This is a genomic window from Cellulosilyticum sp. I15G10I2 (assembly GCF_900095725.1).
In the GTDB taxonomy this organism is placed as follows: domain Bacteria; phylum Bacillota; class Clostridia; order Lachnospirales; family Cellulosilyticaceae; genus FMMP01.
In genome coordinates, this window is sequence record NZ_FMMP01000028.1 from 322,780 (window position 1) to 340,186 (window position 17,407).

Annotated in this window: 17 protein-coding genes and 1 riboswitch; of the genes, 3 read left to right on the top strand and 14 right to left on the bottom strand. The window is 34.6% G+C overall.

Features of this window, described 5'->3' with window-relative positions:
* Positions 1 to 100: 100 nt before the first annotated feature.
* From BN3326_RS20535 to BN3326_RS20550, 4 genes are all read right to left on the bottom strand, one after another.
* Positions 101 to 799, bottom strand: a complete 699-nt coding sequence (locus tag BN3326_RS20535; protein WP_070001105.1) for an N-acetylmuramoyl-L-alanine amidase — start codon at positions 797 to 799, stop codon at positions 101 to 103.
* A gap of 105 nt (positions 800 to 904) precedes the next feature.
* On the bottom strand, positions 905 to 2,566 hold the full coding sequence (locus tag BN3326_RS20540) for a glycosyl hydrolase family 18 protein (protein WP_070001106.1): 1,662 nt from the start codon (positions 2,564 to 2,566) through the stop codon (positions 905 to 907).
* A 186-nt stretch (positions 2,567 to 2,752) separates the two neighbouring features.
* On the bottom strand, positions 2,753 to 3,454 hold the full coding sequence (locus tag BN3326_RS20545) for a Bax inhibitor-1/YccA family protein (RefSeq protein WP_083258988.1): 702 nt from the start codon (positions 3,452 to 3,454) through the stop codon (positions 2,753 to 2,755).
* Positions 3,455 to 3,539: 85 nt separating this feature from the next.
* The gene (locus tag BN3326_RS20550; protein WP_070001107.1) at positions 3,540 to 4,820 is read right to left on the bottom strand and encodes an adenylosuccinate synthase; all 1,281 of its coding nucleotides are present in this window, start codon (positions 4,818 to 4,820) and stop codon (positions 3,540 to 3,542) included.
* A gap of 222 nt (positions 4,821 to 5,042) precedes the next feature.
* Between BN3326_RS20550 and BN3326_RS20555 the strand changes: the two genes are divergently transcribed.
* Together BN3326_RS20555 and BN3326_RS20560 are read left to right on the top strand one after the other, a co-directional pair.
* A complete protein-coding gene (locus BN3326_RS20555; RefSeq protein ID WP_070001108.1) occupies positions 5,043 to 6,671 on the top strand; it encodes a putative manganese-dependent inorganic diphosphatase in 1,629 nt (542 codons plus the stop codon).
* 92 nt (positions 6,672 to 6,763) lie between these two features.
* Positions 6,764 to 6,976, top strand: coding sequence for a DUF1858 domain-containing protein (locus BN3326_RS20560; protein WP_070001109.1), 213 nt, complete (start codon positions 6,764 to 6,766; stop codon positions 6,974 to 6,976).
* Positions 6,977 to 7,110: 134 nt separating this feature from the next.
* On the opposite strand, the gene thiD is transcribed toward BN3326_RS20560, so the two are convergent.
* Genes thiD through thiC form a run of 3 tightly spaced genes read right to left on the bottom strand, consistent with a single transcriptional unit; the run spans position 7,111 to position 9,874 of the window.
* A complete protein-coding gene (gene thiD / locus BN3326_RS20565; protein WP_070001110.1) occupies positions 7,111 to 7,899 on the bottom strand; it encodes a bifunctional hydroxymethylpyrimidine kinase/phosphomethylpyrimidine kinase in 789 nt (262 codons plus the stop codon).
* Between the two features lie 18 nt (positions 7,900 to 7,917).
* Complete coding sequence (locus BN3326_RS20570; RefSeq protein ID WP_070001111.1) at positions 7,918 to 8,562, bottom strand: HAD family hydrolase; 645 nt, start codon at positions 8,560 to 8,562, stop codon at positions 7,918 to 7,920.
* A gap of 10 nt (positions 8,563 to 8,572) precedes the next feature.
* A complete protein-coding gene (gene thiC / locus BN3326_RS20575) occupies positions 8,573 to 9,874 on the bottom strand; it encodes a phosphomethylpyrimidine synthase ThiC (protein ID WP_070001112.1) in 1,302 nt (433 codons plus the stop codon).
* Positions 9,875 to 9,977: 103 nt separating this feature from the next.
* Positions 9,978 to 10,076, bottom strand: a riboswitch (TPP riboswitch).
* Positions 10,077 to 10,538: 462 nt separating this feature from the next.
* On the opposite strand from thiC, the gene BN3326_RS20580 reads away from it, so the two are divergent.
* Positions 10,539 to 11,243 carry an FMN-binding protein gene (locus BN3326_RS20580; protein ID WP_070001113.1) on the top strand — a complete coding sequence of 235 codons (705 nt, stop codon included), beginning with the start codon at positions 10,539 to 10,541 and terminating at the stop codon, positions 11,241 to 11,243.
* A 171-nt stretch (positions 11,244 to 11,414) separates the two neighbouring features.
* On the opposite strand, the gene BN3326_RS20585 is transcribed toward BN3326_RS20580, so the two are convergent.
* The 7 genes from BN3326_RS20585 to BN3326_RS20615 form a co-directional block, all read right to left on the bottom strand.
* Positions 11,415 to 12,065, bottom strand: coding sequence for a copper amine oxidase N-terminal domain-containing protein (locus BN3326_RS20585; protein WP_070001114.1), 651 nt, complete (start codon positions 12,063 to 12,065; stop codon positions 11,415 to 11,417).
* 328 nt (positions 12,066 to 12,393) lie between these two features.
* A complete protein-coding gene (trhA, locus tag BN3326_RS20590) occupies positions 12,394 to 13,047 on the bottom strand; it encodes a PAQR family membrane homeostasis protein TrhA (protein WP_070001115.1) in 654 nt (217 codons plus the stop codon).
* Between the two features lie 268 nt (positions 13,048 to 13,315).
* Complete coding sequence (locus BN3326_RS20595; protein WP_070001116.1) at positions 13,316 to 14,044, bottom strand: MBL fold metallo-hydrolase; 729 nt, start codon at positions 14,042 to 14,044, stop codon at positions 13,316 to 13,318.
* A gap of 168 nt (positions 14,045 to 14,212) precedes the next feature.
* A complete protein-coding gene (locus BN3326_RS20600) occupies positions 14,213 to 14,482 on the bottom strand; it encodes a CD3324 family protein (RefSeq protein ID WP_070001117.1) in 270 nt (89 codons plus the stop codon).
* Positions 14,483 to 14,815: 333 nt separating this feature from the next.
* The gene (locus BN3326_RS20605) at positions 14,816 to 15,229 is read right to left on the bottom strand and encodes a YdeI/OmpD-associated family protein (protein ID WP_242876039.1); all 414 of its coding nucleotides are present in this window, start codon (positions 15,227 to 15,229) and stop codon (positions 14,816 to 14,818) included.
* 415 nt (positions 15,230 to 15,644) lie between these two features.
* The gene (locus BN3326_RS20610) at positions 15,645 to 16,481 is read right to left on the bottom strand and encodes an ABC transporter permease (protein WP_070001119.1); all 837 of its coding nucleotides are present in this window, start codon (positions 16,479 to 16,481) and stop codon (positions 15,645 to 15,647) included.
* A gap of 1 nt (position 16,482) precedes the next feature.
* Positions 16,483 to 17,403 (bottom strand): ABC transporter ATP-binding protein, encoded by a 921-nt coding sequence (locus BN3326_RS20615; protein WP_070001120.1) that lies wholly within the window; start codon positions 17,401 to 17,403, stop codon positions 16,483 to 16,485.
* Positions 17,404 to 17,407: the final 4 nt, after the last annotated feature.

Sequence of the window (17,407 nt, forward strand, 5' to 3'; positions counted from 1 at the left end):
TATTTCTAAACGTGACTATTTTTAATAAATTATAATGTCTAAAATAGCAAAAGTCAATGGATTTATTAGGTTATACTAAAAAAATATTGTGTGGTTAAACCTAAGATACATGTTCTATCCCTTCAAAATATTTAACAACTGCAACATAAATACTCCATGCCATTGTGTTTTGATACTCATCCGTATTAAGCTTTTTTTCCTCTTCCGGATTAGTCAAGAAACCACATTCAACAATAACCGCTGGCATATCCGCCACTTTAAGCACGTAATAGTCATTGTTGCTTTTTATTTTTCGTTTATTTTCTGGATCTGCATATTCTTTGATATTTTTTTGTATAAGATCAGCTAAAAGCTTACCTTTTTCAGAGTTTTTATTGTAAAAGACTTGTGCACCTTTTACACTGGGCTGCGTAAATGAATTTTGATGAATACTTATAAGTATATCTCCACCCTGCGCTATTTTTTTTCTTTCTGCCATATCTTTGCGTTTATGTTTTACCCCATCCATCCCATCAGCATCATCATCTGTTGTTCTGGTCATAATAACTACTGCTCCTGATTGCTCGAAGTAATTTCTAAGCTTAAGTGCTATTTTAAGATTAATATGTTTTTCATCTTCACCATTAATACCATTTTTGCCTGGATCAAACCCGCCATGCCCTGGGTCAATAATAATGACTTTAGAACTTGTAGCAAGTCCAAGTGTTTCTACTGCCTGCCCGGCATACTTTAAGTATGAAGCAATAGAAATAATAGTAACTAATAAGATGATTAGAACTGGCATCTTACCGTTTTTCATGTTAACACCCTCTTTGAATGAATACTGCTATCTCTTTCATTCTATTAAAGAACGGGTGCTTGTATGCATACTATTTAAACAATAACATTTTATGCCCTATCTTAGCTATTGAACTTTCTGAAGTTCATGCCATATGTCTGGTGTTTCAAGACCTAACTTCCAAGCCCCATAGCCAGCTAGGTCATATTGATTAAGAAGCTCTATTCTTTTTTGAATGGAACTTTCATCTTCCAGCCATACCTTAAAAACACTACTCACTTTTTCAATCTCAGCGTACTTCTGTCCGCTTATTTCATCTAATACAGGCGTAACGCCCCAGGTTTTCACCATATCCCAAGCTGGTTTCATACCATAAGCTTTTGTTTTTAAGCCCTCGTCTGTTTCTTCCCAGATGCGTGTATAAAAGGGAATACCTAACACAAGCTTTTCTTTCTCTACTTCCAGAAGATTTCTTTTAATACCTTCTTCAACCCAAGATAGTTCCGAAACTGATCCAGCATTTTCTGATCCAGACCAGTGCTGATCATAGGCCATCACTATAAAATAATCACACACCTCTGCTATTTTTTCTCTTTGATAGTGTCTCGACCAGTCAGAAGGCATATAAACATCAACAGATACACTAAGACCAACTTCCTTAAGTAAAGGATATAGTTCTCTCATAAACTGTACCCATACATCACTTGTTTCAGGCTGAATATTTTCAATATCTATATTGATCCCATCATAACCATATTCTTCTGCCTTTTTAATTATCTGATCAATAACATGCTGTCTTTTAGCTGTACTTGACAAGATGGGTTTTGTTAGAGCAGGTTGTGTAAAGTTATGACTCATAAGCGGCCATACTTGAAGATTTCTCTTTTTTGCTTCTATTACATATTGTCTTGTTCCTCTGTCTGTTAAGTTTCCTAAATCATCTTCAAATTCAAACCAGGTAGGAGATATCACATTAGCCCCTTTAATATTGGTATACTTAGGTGAAGTCCAATCACCAGGAGTCTTTGATCCGAGTTGATCCCAGACAAGTTTAACCTTATCATTAAGCGGTTTACTCATAGGCAGTGCTTCTACTACATCTCGTAGCTGGCCATCTATAGGTACAGCATCCTTTATATCTGCCTTAGGAATAAACCCTATTATGCCATTTTCGCTGCGCACTCTTAAAAAATCGGACTCTTCTTTATAGATAATGACTTTTTGTCCTTTTTTTAGTGGTTCAATAACTGTTGTTCTATTTTGTGGGTGTGTTCTTAAACTTGTATTTCTTTTTAATACAGCGAGCTGCTTTTCTTTAGTCTTGTCACTTGCAATAAATACTCTATTATCTTTACCTCGTGTGATATCTATGCCAAATCGCTCACTAATCAGCCCTGCCGGGATATAGATAATATGATCCACTTCTTTTACAGGATTTTTAACTGCTATTTTATCAAAATTCAATCTGCCTTCTAAAGCACCTTCATAGAGTCTTAACAGCTCTCTCACATTGGTAATCGTCAGAGCTTTTTCTTCTTCATCATAAAATATTGTATCACTGATATATTCTCTTGCAAATTCATAAGAGACATAGATTTCATTATCTATCATCATAGCAGGCTCATTAAGCGCCACTCTTTCATCTTCATAAACTAAGTTATTCACATTATTTCTAAACTCATTAAAATAGATGAGCGGGTCAACTTCTTTGCCTACAGGCATCCATTTATATACCGCGATTATTACAAGCGTCATCGCCATTATCCCAAATATTACTTTTTTCAACATTGATTTACCTCCCAACCCCTATAGTATATCATATTTTCAAAATAACAAAACAGCTGTTACCAAATTGTCATATATTATCTAAATAGCTGATTTCCTTTCTTAAAAAAGCGTAATAAAAAGCCCATACTTTTTAACCAAGTATGAGCTTCTTATTCTATTAATATGAGTCTGTTAAATATACTTCTTCTATTTCCTATTCATAAGTCTAAGGAGTCTAATAAATAAGTTAATAAAGTCTAGGTAAAGAATCATAGCACCTAAAATACTTGCATTACCATTTTGGGTTCCTGTAAGGTTATGTGCACCACTTAACCCCTTTATCCTTTGTGTATCATATCCTATTAACCCTATAAAAATAAACACGCCGAGATACGTAAGAGCCAGGCTTACACCCTCGCTTCTATAGAACATATTAAACACAGTGGCAATAACAAGACCAAATAATCCCATTACAAACAAATTACCGATAGTGGTAAGATCTGTCTTTGTGAAATACCCATATAAACTCATCACAGCAAATAATGCCGCTGTTAGTAAAAAAGTATACCCCACTGTCCCTAAATCATATGCAAAGAAAATCGCAGACAGCGTCAGTCCATTTAAAGCTGCATAAACGACAAACCAAAACTTTGCCATCCCTGCACTCATGCTTAATGCTTTTCGGCTTAAATAAATAACTAATGCTACTTCTGCAATAATTAAGGCAAAAAATGTAATGTTATTGCCAAATATAAGACCTAGTAAAACAGGACTGCTTACTACACTTATTCCTACCACTCCTGTGATAATGAGAGCTAGGGTCATCCATGCATAGACCTTTATAATAAAATTTCTAGTTACTTCTTCACTGGATTTTGAAACTTCTTGATACATCATATTTGAATCCATTTCGCTCACTCCTTAATATAGATTGACCTTCTATATCAATTATAATTTTATTATTGCCAAAACTCAATACCCAGATTTGGAGTGATTATTTTATAACAATATTCTGATCTCTATTAGGTCCTACTCCTACCATTGTGATCTTACAGCCACATAGTTCTTCGATTCTGGCAAGATACTTTTTAACACTGTCTGGTAAAGCTTCATAAGTTCGAATATGTGAAATATCTCCCCAGCCTTCCATTTCTTCATATACAGGTTTACAAAGTTCTAAATCTTCAAGACTTGCAGGGAAATATTTAATGACCTTGCCATTAAGCTCATAACCTACACAAATTTTAATTTTTTCTATATCTTTAAGTACGTCTATTTTATTCAGTGCAATTTGAGTAAGCCCGCTTGTTCTTACAGCAAACTCTCCAATAATAGCGTCAAACCATCCACATCTTCTAGGTCTGCCTGTCGTTGTGCCATACTCATGGCCTTCTTCTCTGATGCGTTCGCCTATTTCATCTTCAAGCTCTGTAGGAAATGGACCTTTACCTACACGGGTGATATAACCTTTCATAACACCTATACATTCATCAATCATCGTAGGCCCAATACCCGCCCCGATACAAGCGCCGCCAGTTACAGGATGAGATGATGTTACATAAGGATATGTTCCTATATCTAAATCCAACAGAGTGCCTTGTGCCCCTTCAAAGAGTACATCCTTACCTTCTTTAATCGCTTCATAAACAATAACCGTTGTATCATCTATATAAGTTCTTAATCGTTCTCTATATCTCATATAATCTGCTATGATCACTTCAGCATCAAATTGCACCTCTTGATGATAAACATGTTTAAGCATTGCATTTTTAATTTTAACATTTGTTCTTACTTTTTCTTTAAACACTTCATCATGGTATAAGTCACATACACGAATACCTGTTCTTTCTGCCTTATCCATATAGCAAGGGCCAATACCCTTCATAGTTGTTCCGATGTCTTTACCTTCTTTAGCTGAAAGTGTTTCTTTTGCTTTATCTAGTGCCTTATGATAGGGCATTACCAAATGTGCACGTGAACTGATCTTTATAGTGCTTACATCTATCCCTTTACCCACTAAATGATCTATTTCTCCTAAGATACCTTCTGGATCTATTACAACACCATTACCTACCACACATGTTTTCCCTGGATATAATATTCCTGAAGGGATTAGATGAAACTTATAGACTTCTTCGTTAACGGTTACAGTATGTCCAGCATTATTGCCTCCCTGGCAACGTACCACAACATCTGCCTTCTCAGATAGTATATCTATTATTTTTGCTTTTCCTTCGTCTCCCCATTGTGCACCTATTATTACTTTAGTTGGCATGGTTTACACATCCTTTCGATTCATTCAAACATACTTATCATATCAAATAATTGAGTATAAATCAATACAAGTCCGAATATTTTTCTCAGTTAAAGAGAAAACGTTCGAAATATTCACCAAGTATTTCATTACTATTTTATTGGTTGCAGGTTGACAATCTCTTAAGTTATTGCTATGTTTATTTTACATTAAATAGTTGCCTACAATTTAAGGAGGACATTTATGGAAAAAAATATACATGTTTTTGGGCACACAAATCCTGATACAGACTCTATTTGTTCTGCAATAGCTTATACACATCTCAAAAAAGTTTTAGGAACAGAAAATATCAGAGCTGCGAGACTTGGTAAAGTTAATAAAGAAACCCAATTTGCACTAGATTACTTTAATGTCCCCGCACCTTTATTAATAGAAAACATTAAACCTCAAGTCAGTGATATGAATTATTATGCCGTTCCTCCAATCTATGTAGGAGATTCTGTTAAAAAAGCTTGGGATGTTATGACGACTAATAACAGACAAATGATTCCCATTTTACATCCTGATCATAAACTTGCAGGTGTTATCTCTATTTCTGATATTGCTAAAACTTATATAGGACTTACAGATGCATCGGTTCTTAAAAAACACAAAACACCCTTTAGTAATATTTGTTCCGTATTAGACGGCGAATTAATTTCTGGCACTTATCCATCTCCTTGCATATCAGGAGATGTTTATACAACAGCTTCTATCGGTGAAAATACTGTACTTAATAACATGGATCTTATCATTACAGGTTCAAACCCTTATCATATTCAAATGGCTCTTGATTCTGGGGCTGGCTGTATTATTCTTACGGATCAGAATATGTCTGATATAAAGCTTCCTATCTCACTTTCTACCTCTTGTGCTGTTATTTGTACTTCTTTCTCATTCTTCAAAACAATTAAGATGATTTCTCAGAGTATTCCTGTCAAAAACATTATTATCAATCAAAATCTTATTTATTTTGAAACAGATGACAGTTTAGATGAAGTTAAAGAAGTTATGCTTAATAGCCAGCACAGACACTTTCCCATACTAGATGAAGAAGGTCAAGTAAGAGGTGTTATATCAAAAAGACATCTTATTGATATACAAAAAAAGCAAGTTATATTAGTCGATCATAATGAAAAAGACCAAAGTATTTCCGGTATTGATCAAGCTGAAATATTAGAGATTATTGATCATCATAGAATCGCTAATATTGATACAAGAACCCCTGTATTTTTGCGAGCTGAACCAGTCGGATGTACGTGCACTATTATCGCAAAAATGTATGAATCGCATCAGGTTGTACCCCCACAAGAAATTGCCGGACTGATGTTAAGTGCTATTTTATCCGATACACTTATTTTCAAATCTCCTACTTGCACCCCTGATGATATAAAAATGGCTAAACAACTTGCAAAGATCGCTCATATTAATCTGAATGAATATGGTAGCGAACTTCTTGGTGCCGGCACTTCCCTTGAGGGCATTCCCGCTTCTGAACTTATAGATACAGACCGCAAGAAGTTTATAATCGGTAAATACAGTGTAAGTGTCGCGCAAGTCAATACAGGTGACTTTGACAGCTTATTTAGTCTTAAAGAAGCTATCTTCGAAGAGATGAAGCACTTGGAGATGCGTGAAAACTTAGACCTTTGCCTCCTTATGGTAACAGACATCGTAATTGGCGGCACTGAGCTATTAGTTATTGGTAAAGAACGCTGGCTTGCTGAACACGCTTTTGGACTTTATAAAACAGATGACAGTATTTTCTTACCCGATGTTTACTCAAGAAAACAACAAATCATACCAAAACTTATGACCGCTACTCAAATTTAAAGAATAAAAGTTGAAAAATGCGCCAATTATATTTATAATAATATGTGTTAGATTGTATAATACTATTCTTTTTAATAGAAGGAGATAAAATCATGGCAACTCAAATCACTAAAGATATGATTATCGGACAAATTTTACAAATCGATAAAGGTGTTATTCCAATACTTATGAATGCTGGTATGCATTGTCTTGGCTGCCCATCTTCACAAATGGAGTCTATTGGCGAAGCATGTATGGTTCATGGCATCGATGCTGATGAGTTAGTAGGTAAACTTAATAGTTACCTTGCAACTGTAAGCGAATAATAACTACGATTTGCTACTACATTTCTAATAGAGGACAGATGGGCTTAGACCTATCTGTCCTCTATTGTTTGTGTTTTTTCTAGTAATCTCTCGCAAATGACCCTCAGCCTATTTGTGATGTCCTTAAATCCTATTTACTTTTCTTTTATACTATAATGGTGGCTAAGGGGACTGCTTCCATAGCCTAGATTTGTATCACTACGCAATGCACCTGCTACATATGCTTTAGCACGTTTTACACTTTCCTCTAGGCTTAGTTCTTTTGCCAGATTACAAGCAATGGCTGAAGAAAGGGTACATCCTGTGCCATGTCTTTCTTTTTGACCTATCCTATTGCCTTTAATCCAAATAATCTCTCCCCCGGAATAAATAAGATCATCTGCCCGGTCAACTAGGTGACCGCCTTTTATAAGTATATGTCCCTTATAAAACTTATTGATCTCTTCAGCAGCTTTTATCATATCATCAACCGTACTAATTGAAATACCAGATAAAAGTTCAGCCTCTGGTATATTGGGCGTAATGACATGGGTTATAGTCATAAGTTTGTTTTTGAGTGCATAGAACGCATCATCATTTAATAAGCTTCTGCCGCTGGTGGCTATCATAACAGGATCTAGAATAACCTTTTGAGCATGGTACTCTGTCAGCTTATTTACAATGCTCTCTATAATCTCTGCTGATGAAACCATCCCTATCTTAACTGCATCAGGGTAAATATCTGTAAATACTGCGTCTAACTGTGCCTCCACAAACTCTGGTGTGCATTTTACAACTTCAAATACTTTTTGCGTATTTTGAGCTGTAAGTGCGGTTATAACGCTCATCCCATACATTTTATGTACCGTTATCGTCTTAAGATCAGCTTGAATACCTGCCCCTCCGCTGCAATCAGACCCTGCAATAGTTAATACTGTTTTCAAAATAACCCTCCTGCTTATTTATAATAGTTCCTTAAAAGATACTATAAAATGATCACATACTTTCTCGAGTTCTTCCCTATCTTGCTCAGATGATGCATCATAAACACCTACTACTTTGAAGCCTGCTGCTTTAGCCGTCTTGACACAATATAAGGCATCTTCAAAAACATAAATGTTCTCTTTATCTATTTCGAGTAACGCTGCTGCCTCTAAATAAATTTTCGGTTCGTCTTTGCCTACTCCTATTTCATCGCAAGTTAGGATAAACTCAAAGTATTCTAAGATGCCAAGTCTTTTTAAAGCACAAAATGCTAATCTTTTATTAGAAGCTGTTGCAATCCCCATCTTTGCACCTTTTTTTTGAAGTACCTTTAGGTACTTTTCAATAGAATCTTTTAATGGAATAGTCGTTTTATAATGTTCTGCTACCTGTGCATAAACTAGGGCCATAATCTCTTCTGGTGTATGATTAATGTGATATTTATCTCTAAAATACTCAGCTGACTGATAAAAGCTCATTGATTTCAATGTTTTTTCAATATCTTCTGGCGGCGTAATGTTATGACTTAATAAAAAGTCAGTACCTATACTGCCCCATATGCCCATAGAATCTATCAGGGTGCCATCAAGATCAAATATAGCGCCTTTAATGGTCTCAAGCATCTCTTACCTCCTAAATAACATCAACATGTTCGCCGTTTAAAATCTTATTCATATTTCTTACAGCACACATTTTACCGCACATTGTACAAGTATCTGAATGCTCTGGTGTAGATTCTTCCCTATATCTTCTTGCTTTTTCTGGGTCAATGGCAAGATCAAACATCTTTTCCCAATCAAGATTTTTTCTTGCCGTACTCATTTCATAATCCCATGCCTTAGCACCTTTTATACCTTTTGCAATATCCGCTGCATGGGCTGCAATCTTAGAAGCTACAATCCCTTCTTTCATATCTTCAAGATTAGGCAGTCTTAAATGCTCAGCCGGTGTCACATAACAAAGGAAAGATGCTCCGTAAGTTGCTGCAATGGCTCCGCCTATTGCTGATGTAATGTGATCATATCCTGGGGCTACATCAGTTACGAGAGGTCCTAACACATAAAATGGCGCACCCTTACATATTGTTTGCTGGATCTTCATATTAGCTTCTATTTGATCTAGAGGCATATGGCCTGGCCCCTCAATGATGACCTGAACGTCTTTATCCCAAGCTCTTTGTGTAAGTTCTCCAAGTGCAATAAGTTCTTCGATCTGAGAAATATCACTGGCATCCTCTATGGAACCTGGTCTGCAAGCATCCCCTAGACTCATAGTTACATCGTAAGTTCTGCAGATTTCTAAAACTTCATCATAAAATTCATAGAAAGGATTTTCATTGCCTGTCATTTCCATCCATGCAAAAATGAGTGAACCCCCTCTTGAAACAATATTTGTTAAACGTTTATTATTTTTAAATCTTTGAGCTGTTTGCTTATTAATGCCGCAATGTATGGTCATAAAGTCAACACCATCTTCTGCATGCATCTTAACAATATCAAGCCACTCCTTAGCTGTAATTTTATCGAGTTCTTTATTATAGTAAACAATCGCATCATAAATAGGCACTGTACCTATCATTGCCTTACATTCTTCCACAAGTTTTTTTCTAAAAGTATGGGTATCTCCAAAAGAACTTAAATCCATAATAGATTCTGCACCCATTGCAACTGCTCCTTGGACTTTTTCCATCTCCATCTCAAGATTGAGACAGTCTTTAGAAGTTCCTAAATTAACATTGATTTTAGTTTTTAATTTATTACCTACACCGTTTGGATCTAAAGACTTGTGGTTTTTGTTAGCAGGAATAACTGCCTTACCTTGTGCGACTAACTCTCTTAGCTCTTCAACTGCCATATTTTCTTTTTCGGCTACTATACGCAGCTGTTCTGTGATAATACCTTTTCTTGCTGCATCCATTTGTGTTGTATATTGCATTCTACATTTCTCCTTTACAAGACATATCAATTTAATTTAACATCCTATGAAAGGGAACAAAAAAAGTGCCTACTATACACAGTAAGCACTTCTAATCCAATACAAAAGTATAAGATACGCCTCCCTACGCTAGTATTAACTAACAGGTTCAAAGGGTCAGGTTTTAACCTTCTCAACCAAAATGGTCCCCCCGCAAAACATAGATATTAAATTTGTCTTTAGTATAACACTGCTGGGTAATTAAGTAAATCCCTATAAATAGGGGAGTAAATCATTTGACTTAGGTCTGCAGGGAATTTTAGGGTTCTCCAGTTGCCCACTTGCGTAGTTCTAAAAATCTAAGCACTTTCTTCAAATGAACGCCGCAAACTCGCGTACGCTTAAACAGTGCGGCTAAAAGCCATTTGAATAAACTACTAAGATTTTCGTTACGAGCTACTCCAGAGGCAACTTCCGAACCCTAAAATCTCCCTGCTAGGCTTTAGAATGTGTTTAATCTGCCAATTAAAAAATAAGGCCTTTTACCACAGTTTTTAATTAAAACAACCGGTATTCGTTGACATTTTTATATAAATGCTTTATTATTATCACAGATATTGATAATCAATATCATCTATTCGGCAACCTAATACATTTTAGGATAAAATATTAAGGAGGATTAAACTTGCATTTATTAATTAAACTTATGGCTATAGGTACAATGATTTCTATTCCTTTAGTTGGTTGTACTTCACAAAAAGAGGTGCCAAATAATATAGCGGATAAGAATACTAAGATACAAATATCCCAACCCATTACTGAAAATGAAAATACATACTTGGAAGAGAAAGCAGAAGAAGAAAAGCAAGATATTAAAAGCGCAGAAAAAGAAACCCCTAATACCCCTGTAACATCTGGTAATAAGGAAGATGCCAAAAAGGATACTATTAAAGATGCTACAGTGCCAAAGGACGCTTCTCAACCAATAACTCCAAATAATAACAAAGTAACTGATAATACAACAACTCAGAAAACATTAAAACCTACTACAATTAACACCTCAAGCATGCAAGATGCTAAAGATGTAGTAAAAGAAGATCCTAAAGAGCAGCAGCCTTCAGAAATTAAAGTATCCCAACCTATCATTTATAAAGGTTCTGCTATGGGGAATGATGGCATGATAGATGTAGCTGTAACTGTAATTGATGAGAAAATTTACAGCATTGAGGTGCTATCTCATGAAGACACTCCGAGGATTGCCCAAAACGCATTTGAACATCTTACTAATACTATTGTTGCTTCGCAAAAGATAGACATTGATACCGTATCCGGTGCTACATACTCGTCTGAAGGTTTTTTAAAAGCAGTTAAAAACGCTCTTGCTAAATAAATTATTAATCTATGAGTCATTGGGCTGTTTCCCAATGACTCATTCTCTTTCAACATATATGGATTTAAAAAGTCTGTAAAAATTTTTGTGTTCAACTAAAAAAGCAGGTACTCTAAGTGAATACCTGCCTCAAATTTTGATAAACTACTTCTAATTAACTCTTATCAGCGATTACTTTTTTGGATAACTATATACCCCTCTATTAAGCCCGTCGTTAATTGCTGAAATGACTTTGCCTGATCTTAACGTAGCGCCTGTCATACCATCTACTTCGCTTGTTACAATTTTCCCTGGCTCGTAAAGATCCTTTATACCTGCTCTAACGTCTTTTCCTACAAGATAGTTAATTAAAGCCTCATATTGTGTTTTTAAACCTATAACTTTTGCATCTTCTTTTTCTGCTCTATAATCTACATCTTTGTAATATAAGTGTCTAAAGCTAGTGTTTTGTACAATATTATTCTTGATTTCAAACTGAACAGCAACTTGCTGATACCCTTCACCAAAAGATCCTCTGTAGACACCATCTTGATATGACGTCATACTTGGTGCTTTAAAAGTACCTGCATCATTAATATACGCTGAGTTAGTTTTTTCATCCCACACGATTTCTTTGCCAAGATTTTGTGATACAAACCTTAATGGTACATATGTAGTATTCTTGTAAACAATAGCACCCATATTTGCAGGTGATGCCTTTTCTACTCCGTTAAAATAATACTTTATTGATGTAAGATATGCCTCGATTTTCGTATCGGATGCATGAGCTACCCCTCCCATTAATACTGCACCAACCATTAAACCAGAAATAAATTTTTTCATCACAATTCTCCTTTAATATTTATATATTAGTCGGTTGCAGCATGCTGCAGCCTTTGACTATATTTCTTTTTTAACCTGTGTTGATAAACATTAACAAACGATATTAGATTATATATGATAATGATTATCGTTTTCTACTTTTATATATTATCTTTTTTGCTATGTTTTGTCAATATTTTTTACATCTTTCAACAAATTCCGAGATATAAAAAAACCTAGAAACCTTGAGTTTACAAGGTATTCTAGGCTTATATTTTCTCCCAGTTATCAAAGACGGGAGTATAGCATTACTGGGTAATTAAGTAAATCTCAAAAATGCTCAATCCAATCATACATACATATAGATTGAAAAAAAGAGCAGTATACTTCCAGCAAGTACAAAGAGATGCCATATAAAATGATGATATTTAAACCAGTCAAATACAAAAAATAAAACACCGATACTATAACATAATCCTCCTGCAAGTAATAATAAAAAACCCATTGGAGACATTGTTTGAAAAAGAGTGCCTACAAAGAAAACAATCATCCACCCCATTAACAGATAGATAAGAACATGTATTTTGACAAATCTCTCGATATACATCATTTTAAATACAACACCCAGTATAGCAAGTCCCCACTGAATACTACAGATGACCATACCCAAAGTACCGCCAATTGCAAGCAGGCAAAAAGGTGTATATGTACCAGCAATTAACAAATAAACGGATGAATGATCCATCCGTTCAAATACATTCTTCACTTTCCCCTCTGGAAATCCATGATAAACCATAGAGCACCCATAAAGCATAATAAGTGAAACTGAATAAATAACCATACTGACTGTATATAAGGTATCATTCATCCTCATACCTTTTATGACGAGTAGAACTAAAGCAGCAATACCAAGTAACATCCCAATTCCATGGGCAATTGAATGGGCAATTTCTTCTCCAAGAGAAAAATGTTTTCTAACAACTACTATTTTAAGTTTGTTCATCCCGCACCTCCATAAAACGCACAAGCGCCAAATAATATAATTTTAAGAGGATTATATTTTGATACTATTATTACTCTTTATTATAATCTACTCTTCAGTCATTTTAAACAGTAACTTTATCAAGGTATTCTGCAACATAGCTAAAATATATTTTTTATTGTTCTCAATACACTTCCCACCTAATTAAGTTATTTATGATATGGTTCACCGCATCATTGGATCTGCAATTTTATTTATAATAAAACAATTCTTAGGACAAATCGCTAACTTAACTTGAAATAATGCTACTCAACGACTTTTTGATATCGTTTTTATAAAGTCCTCCATGGTAGCAAATAATTCTATCTATTTCATATTTCATTAATTTAATAATTGATTCTTTTGCAGCTACCATATCTAAAGTATATTGTGTATTTGCAATAGCAAGCATATTATTTTCAATAACTAATGCATCTCCAGCAATCAATGTTCTATTCGTTTTAATGTAAATGGACATATGCCCTGGCATATGTCCTGGAGTAGTAACTATTTCAATACCTCCACAACAATCAAAAAAATCCTTGTCCTTTACGCATATATCAACAGCACAGGGCTCTACTGATTCAAGTATGCTATGAAAAGTTTTTGCTCCCTCTTTTTCTCCCTCTGACAAAAAATCATATATAGATTCTGCCTGTTGTAGTCTTAATGATTTTTTACTTCCATTAATATACTTTGCATCATCTATGGATGCCATTACCTTTATAGAAGGATACTTTCTTTTAAATGCCGCTAAAGACCCTATATGATCGAAATCGTGGTGCGTTATAATTATCTTAGACAATTTTTTTATATCAATCCCTCTAATTATTGCTTCCTGTTCTATCACTGATAAAAAATTTGGGTATCCGCAGTCAACCAAAATCATTTCCTCTTCACCTTCAATTATTACTGGATAAATCTTATTTGTTTCATCATTAAAACCAACCTTGATTTCTAGAATATTAATTTTATTCATATTACATCCTCCTACCATTGCATACTCTCACATCCAATTATATTCATAATACCATTAACACAAGTTCTTTGGTGACCATAATCATTTCTGTATTATCTTTGACCCTTTAATAAAAAAGACACTTGATGTTTTCTATTATCAAGTATCTTTTGGATATTTTTATTTTCTTCATATTTTATATGCTCTAAGGATTCTTCTAATGCTATTTTCGGTAAGATAATACTGCTTAGCAAGAGCTTTTATGGGCGTTCCTTTAAGGTGTTTATTAATAATTTCCATATTTCTTTTCTTTATTTCATTCTTATATCCACTATTTTCTCCCCAGCCTTTTTTATTTTCAGCTTTTCTAGGTATATAGATATATTGCCCATCAGCATATTGCTGAAGCAGTTCAATAATATCTTTTGGTAATAGGTTTTGTGCCTTTTCATATTTCATAATCTTTGCTCCTATTCAATATTATTTTTTATTAATATTGAAGCAAAGACTGCATAAAGTTATTTTATCAAATCTCTCTTTAAAAATGGCCCCAAACAAAGTTCATCTTTGTTTTTACAGTCTTTGCTTGGAGCCAAATCCAATAACTAACTTATCTTGCTTACTCATAAAGGCTTCCTCCTTTTTGCTACCATTCACTTTATCTATATTATTATTATAAATTAGATTTCTTTATTTATCTATTAGATTGTAAGCTTGCTCAAAATAGCCGTCATTTGTAGTACGGTTCATCGTACTGTCTCTCCTATTTGTTAGACTTTTTACTTACCTATTTTAATTAATAAGGCGGCCATTATCATTCCATGAGCCATACATCTTGCCTTGTTTAGTATTTTGTATAAACTTATCCAACCTCTTCATAAATAATTCCTGTTGGTTTTTCACCTGTTGGATTGTGTCTATTCTTACTCTCCTATACAACTCAGGGAAATTCATAAAATTTTCATAGACCAACACATCTTCTTTCAATCTTTTTTCTATGAATCTGTCAATTGTAAAAGAATGACTACTCATATCAGGTAACACCTTTCTTCCCTCATCAGTCATAAGTCTAAGCTTTTCAAGACGGCGTACACGTTCTTTATTCAATTCGGTCCATGAACTTTTTTTATTTCTAGGGGATAGTCGCTGAACAAGCTTATTTTTGGAATTTTTCTTCTTAACTCCATCAATCCATCCAAAACACAAAGCCTCCTCAACTACGTCCAGGTATAATAATGTACCTGATTTCGGGGTAATACTTATCTCTACCCAACAACATTTTTCAGTTGAATAATTATCTTGTAACCAAGTCCGTAACTCTTCTCTTGTTCTTACATCAAGTAAATTTTCGATATCTATGATTAACCCCCTCCTTTCATATTAATATTAACCGCAATGATCTTTATTAATTAATTTTATGATTTGATTACTTATTGTTAGTATATCAATGAATCCCTGTCAACTGTAGGTATCCCTCATCATTCTATAATACCCAAAAAACCCCGAACCTCCAACTGCTTGCCAGAAATTCGTGGGTTATAATTATTATATAAGGTATCTGAAAGCTCATAACCCGCTATAAAACGAGAATGTCAATCTATTATAGTTTTGAAATATATACTTAACTCCATATAGCACTGGCATCAGTAGCACTTCTATTCAAACGTGAAAAATCTGTTTTAACAAATGAAATAGTTGATAATACTAGGAATATTACGCCTATAAAAACAATAATAGCAAAAGACATAACTGGCGTAACAATAAAACCATTAATATTAATGGCGAGTCCCTCTTTTACAAGTTGAGCCATTGATAAATTGGTTTTTTCTAGTACAATCATCCGAAAGCATGCAGTTGCATAAGTCATTGGATTAATATAAGCAATATATCTAAGTCCACCAGGCAGCATGGATATAGGAATGTAGGCACCGGATAAGAAAGTAAACGGCATTGTTACTGCTGTCTTAACAATCTGGAAGGTTTGACCGTTGCGTACCTTTGTTGCCATAAAAAGCCCTACTCCTGAAAAAACCAAGCCAATACTGATCATTACAATTAAGATATATATAGGCGTAGTCCATGTCGTAAACTTAATACCAATAAATAGTCCAATCACCAAAATCAAGATGCCTTGCACCGTAGCTACCGTAGCTGCCGATAACAATTGTCCCATTGCAACAGCTATTCGCTTTGCCGGAGAAACTAGAACCTCTTTCATAAACCCGCTTACCATATCATCAACAGTTGTTGAGGCTAAATTAAGGGAACTTTCAAATACCGTTGTAATAATAACACCTGAAAGCATATAGGCTATAGGGTTGTCTATAGCGTCATTTTTAAAAATTGCACTAAATACATAAACAAAGAAAAATGGAAAGATCAAAGAAAATATTAATCCTGTTTTATTTCTAACAAAGGCTTTTAGCCCCCTTTTCCATAATGCAAAAATAGTATTCATATTAAGCCTCCTCTCTAATCTTTTTGCCTGTTATCTCCAAAAAGACGTCATTAAATGTACCTTTTTTAATCTCTATATTGGTTATATCTGCTTTATGCACGCTAATCAGCTGTAATAACCCCTCCAAGTCTTCAGCTTCCACCTTATAGTAACCCTCTTTTTTCACATAGCCTAATTCATACTGTTCTAAAAGCTGCTCAAGTTCTACTTCATTCTTTGTGTTAATATAGGCTTTATCCTTCGTATACATTTTTTTAAGTGCATAAGGTGTATCATGAGCCACAATAACACCCCCATCTATAATGGCTATTTTATCGCAGATTTCAGCCTCTTCCATATAATGAGTGGTTAGAAAAATCGTTATATTTCTTTCTTTTTGAAGTTTAATAATATATTCCCAAATATGAGCTCTGGTTTGAGGATCAAGGCCTGTTGTAGGTTCATCTAGAAATAGTACTTTGGGATAATGAATTAACCCCCGTGCAATTTCAACACGACGTTTCATTCCTCCTGATAATGCCCCGACAATCTTTTTTCTCTCCTCTAATAAATCCACCAGTTCTAGAACAAATTGTATGCGTTCTTCTACTTCCTTTTTGGGAATATTATAAAAAACACAATGCATCTTTAGATTTTCCTCAATTGTCATTTTGCTATCTAGGGTTGAATCCTGAAACACCACGCCTATAACTGCTCTAACATCACTCTTTTGCTTGGTGACATCTTTCCCATCAATTAGAAGCGTCCCTGAGGATTTTTCAAAAATGGTACATAACGTATTGATCGTTGTACTCTTACCTGCTCCATTTGGCCCCAAAAAGGCAAAAACTGTCCCCTCCTCTACAGAAAAGGATATCTCCTTAACGGCTGTAAAATCTCCATATTTTTTCGTAAAATTTTCAACTTCAATAATGGCATTCATACGA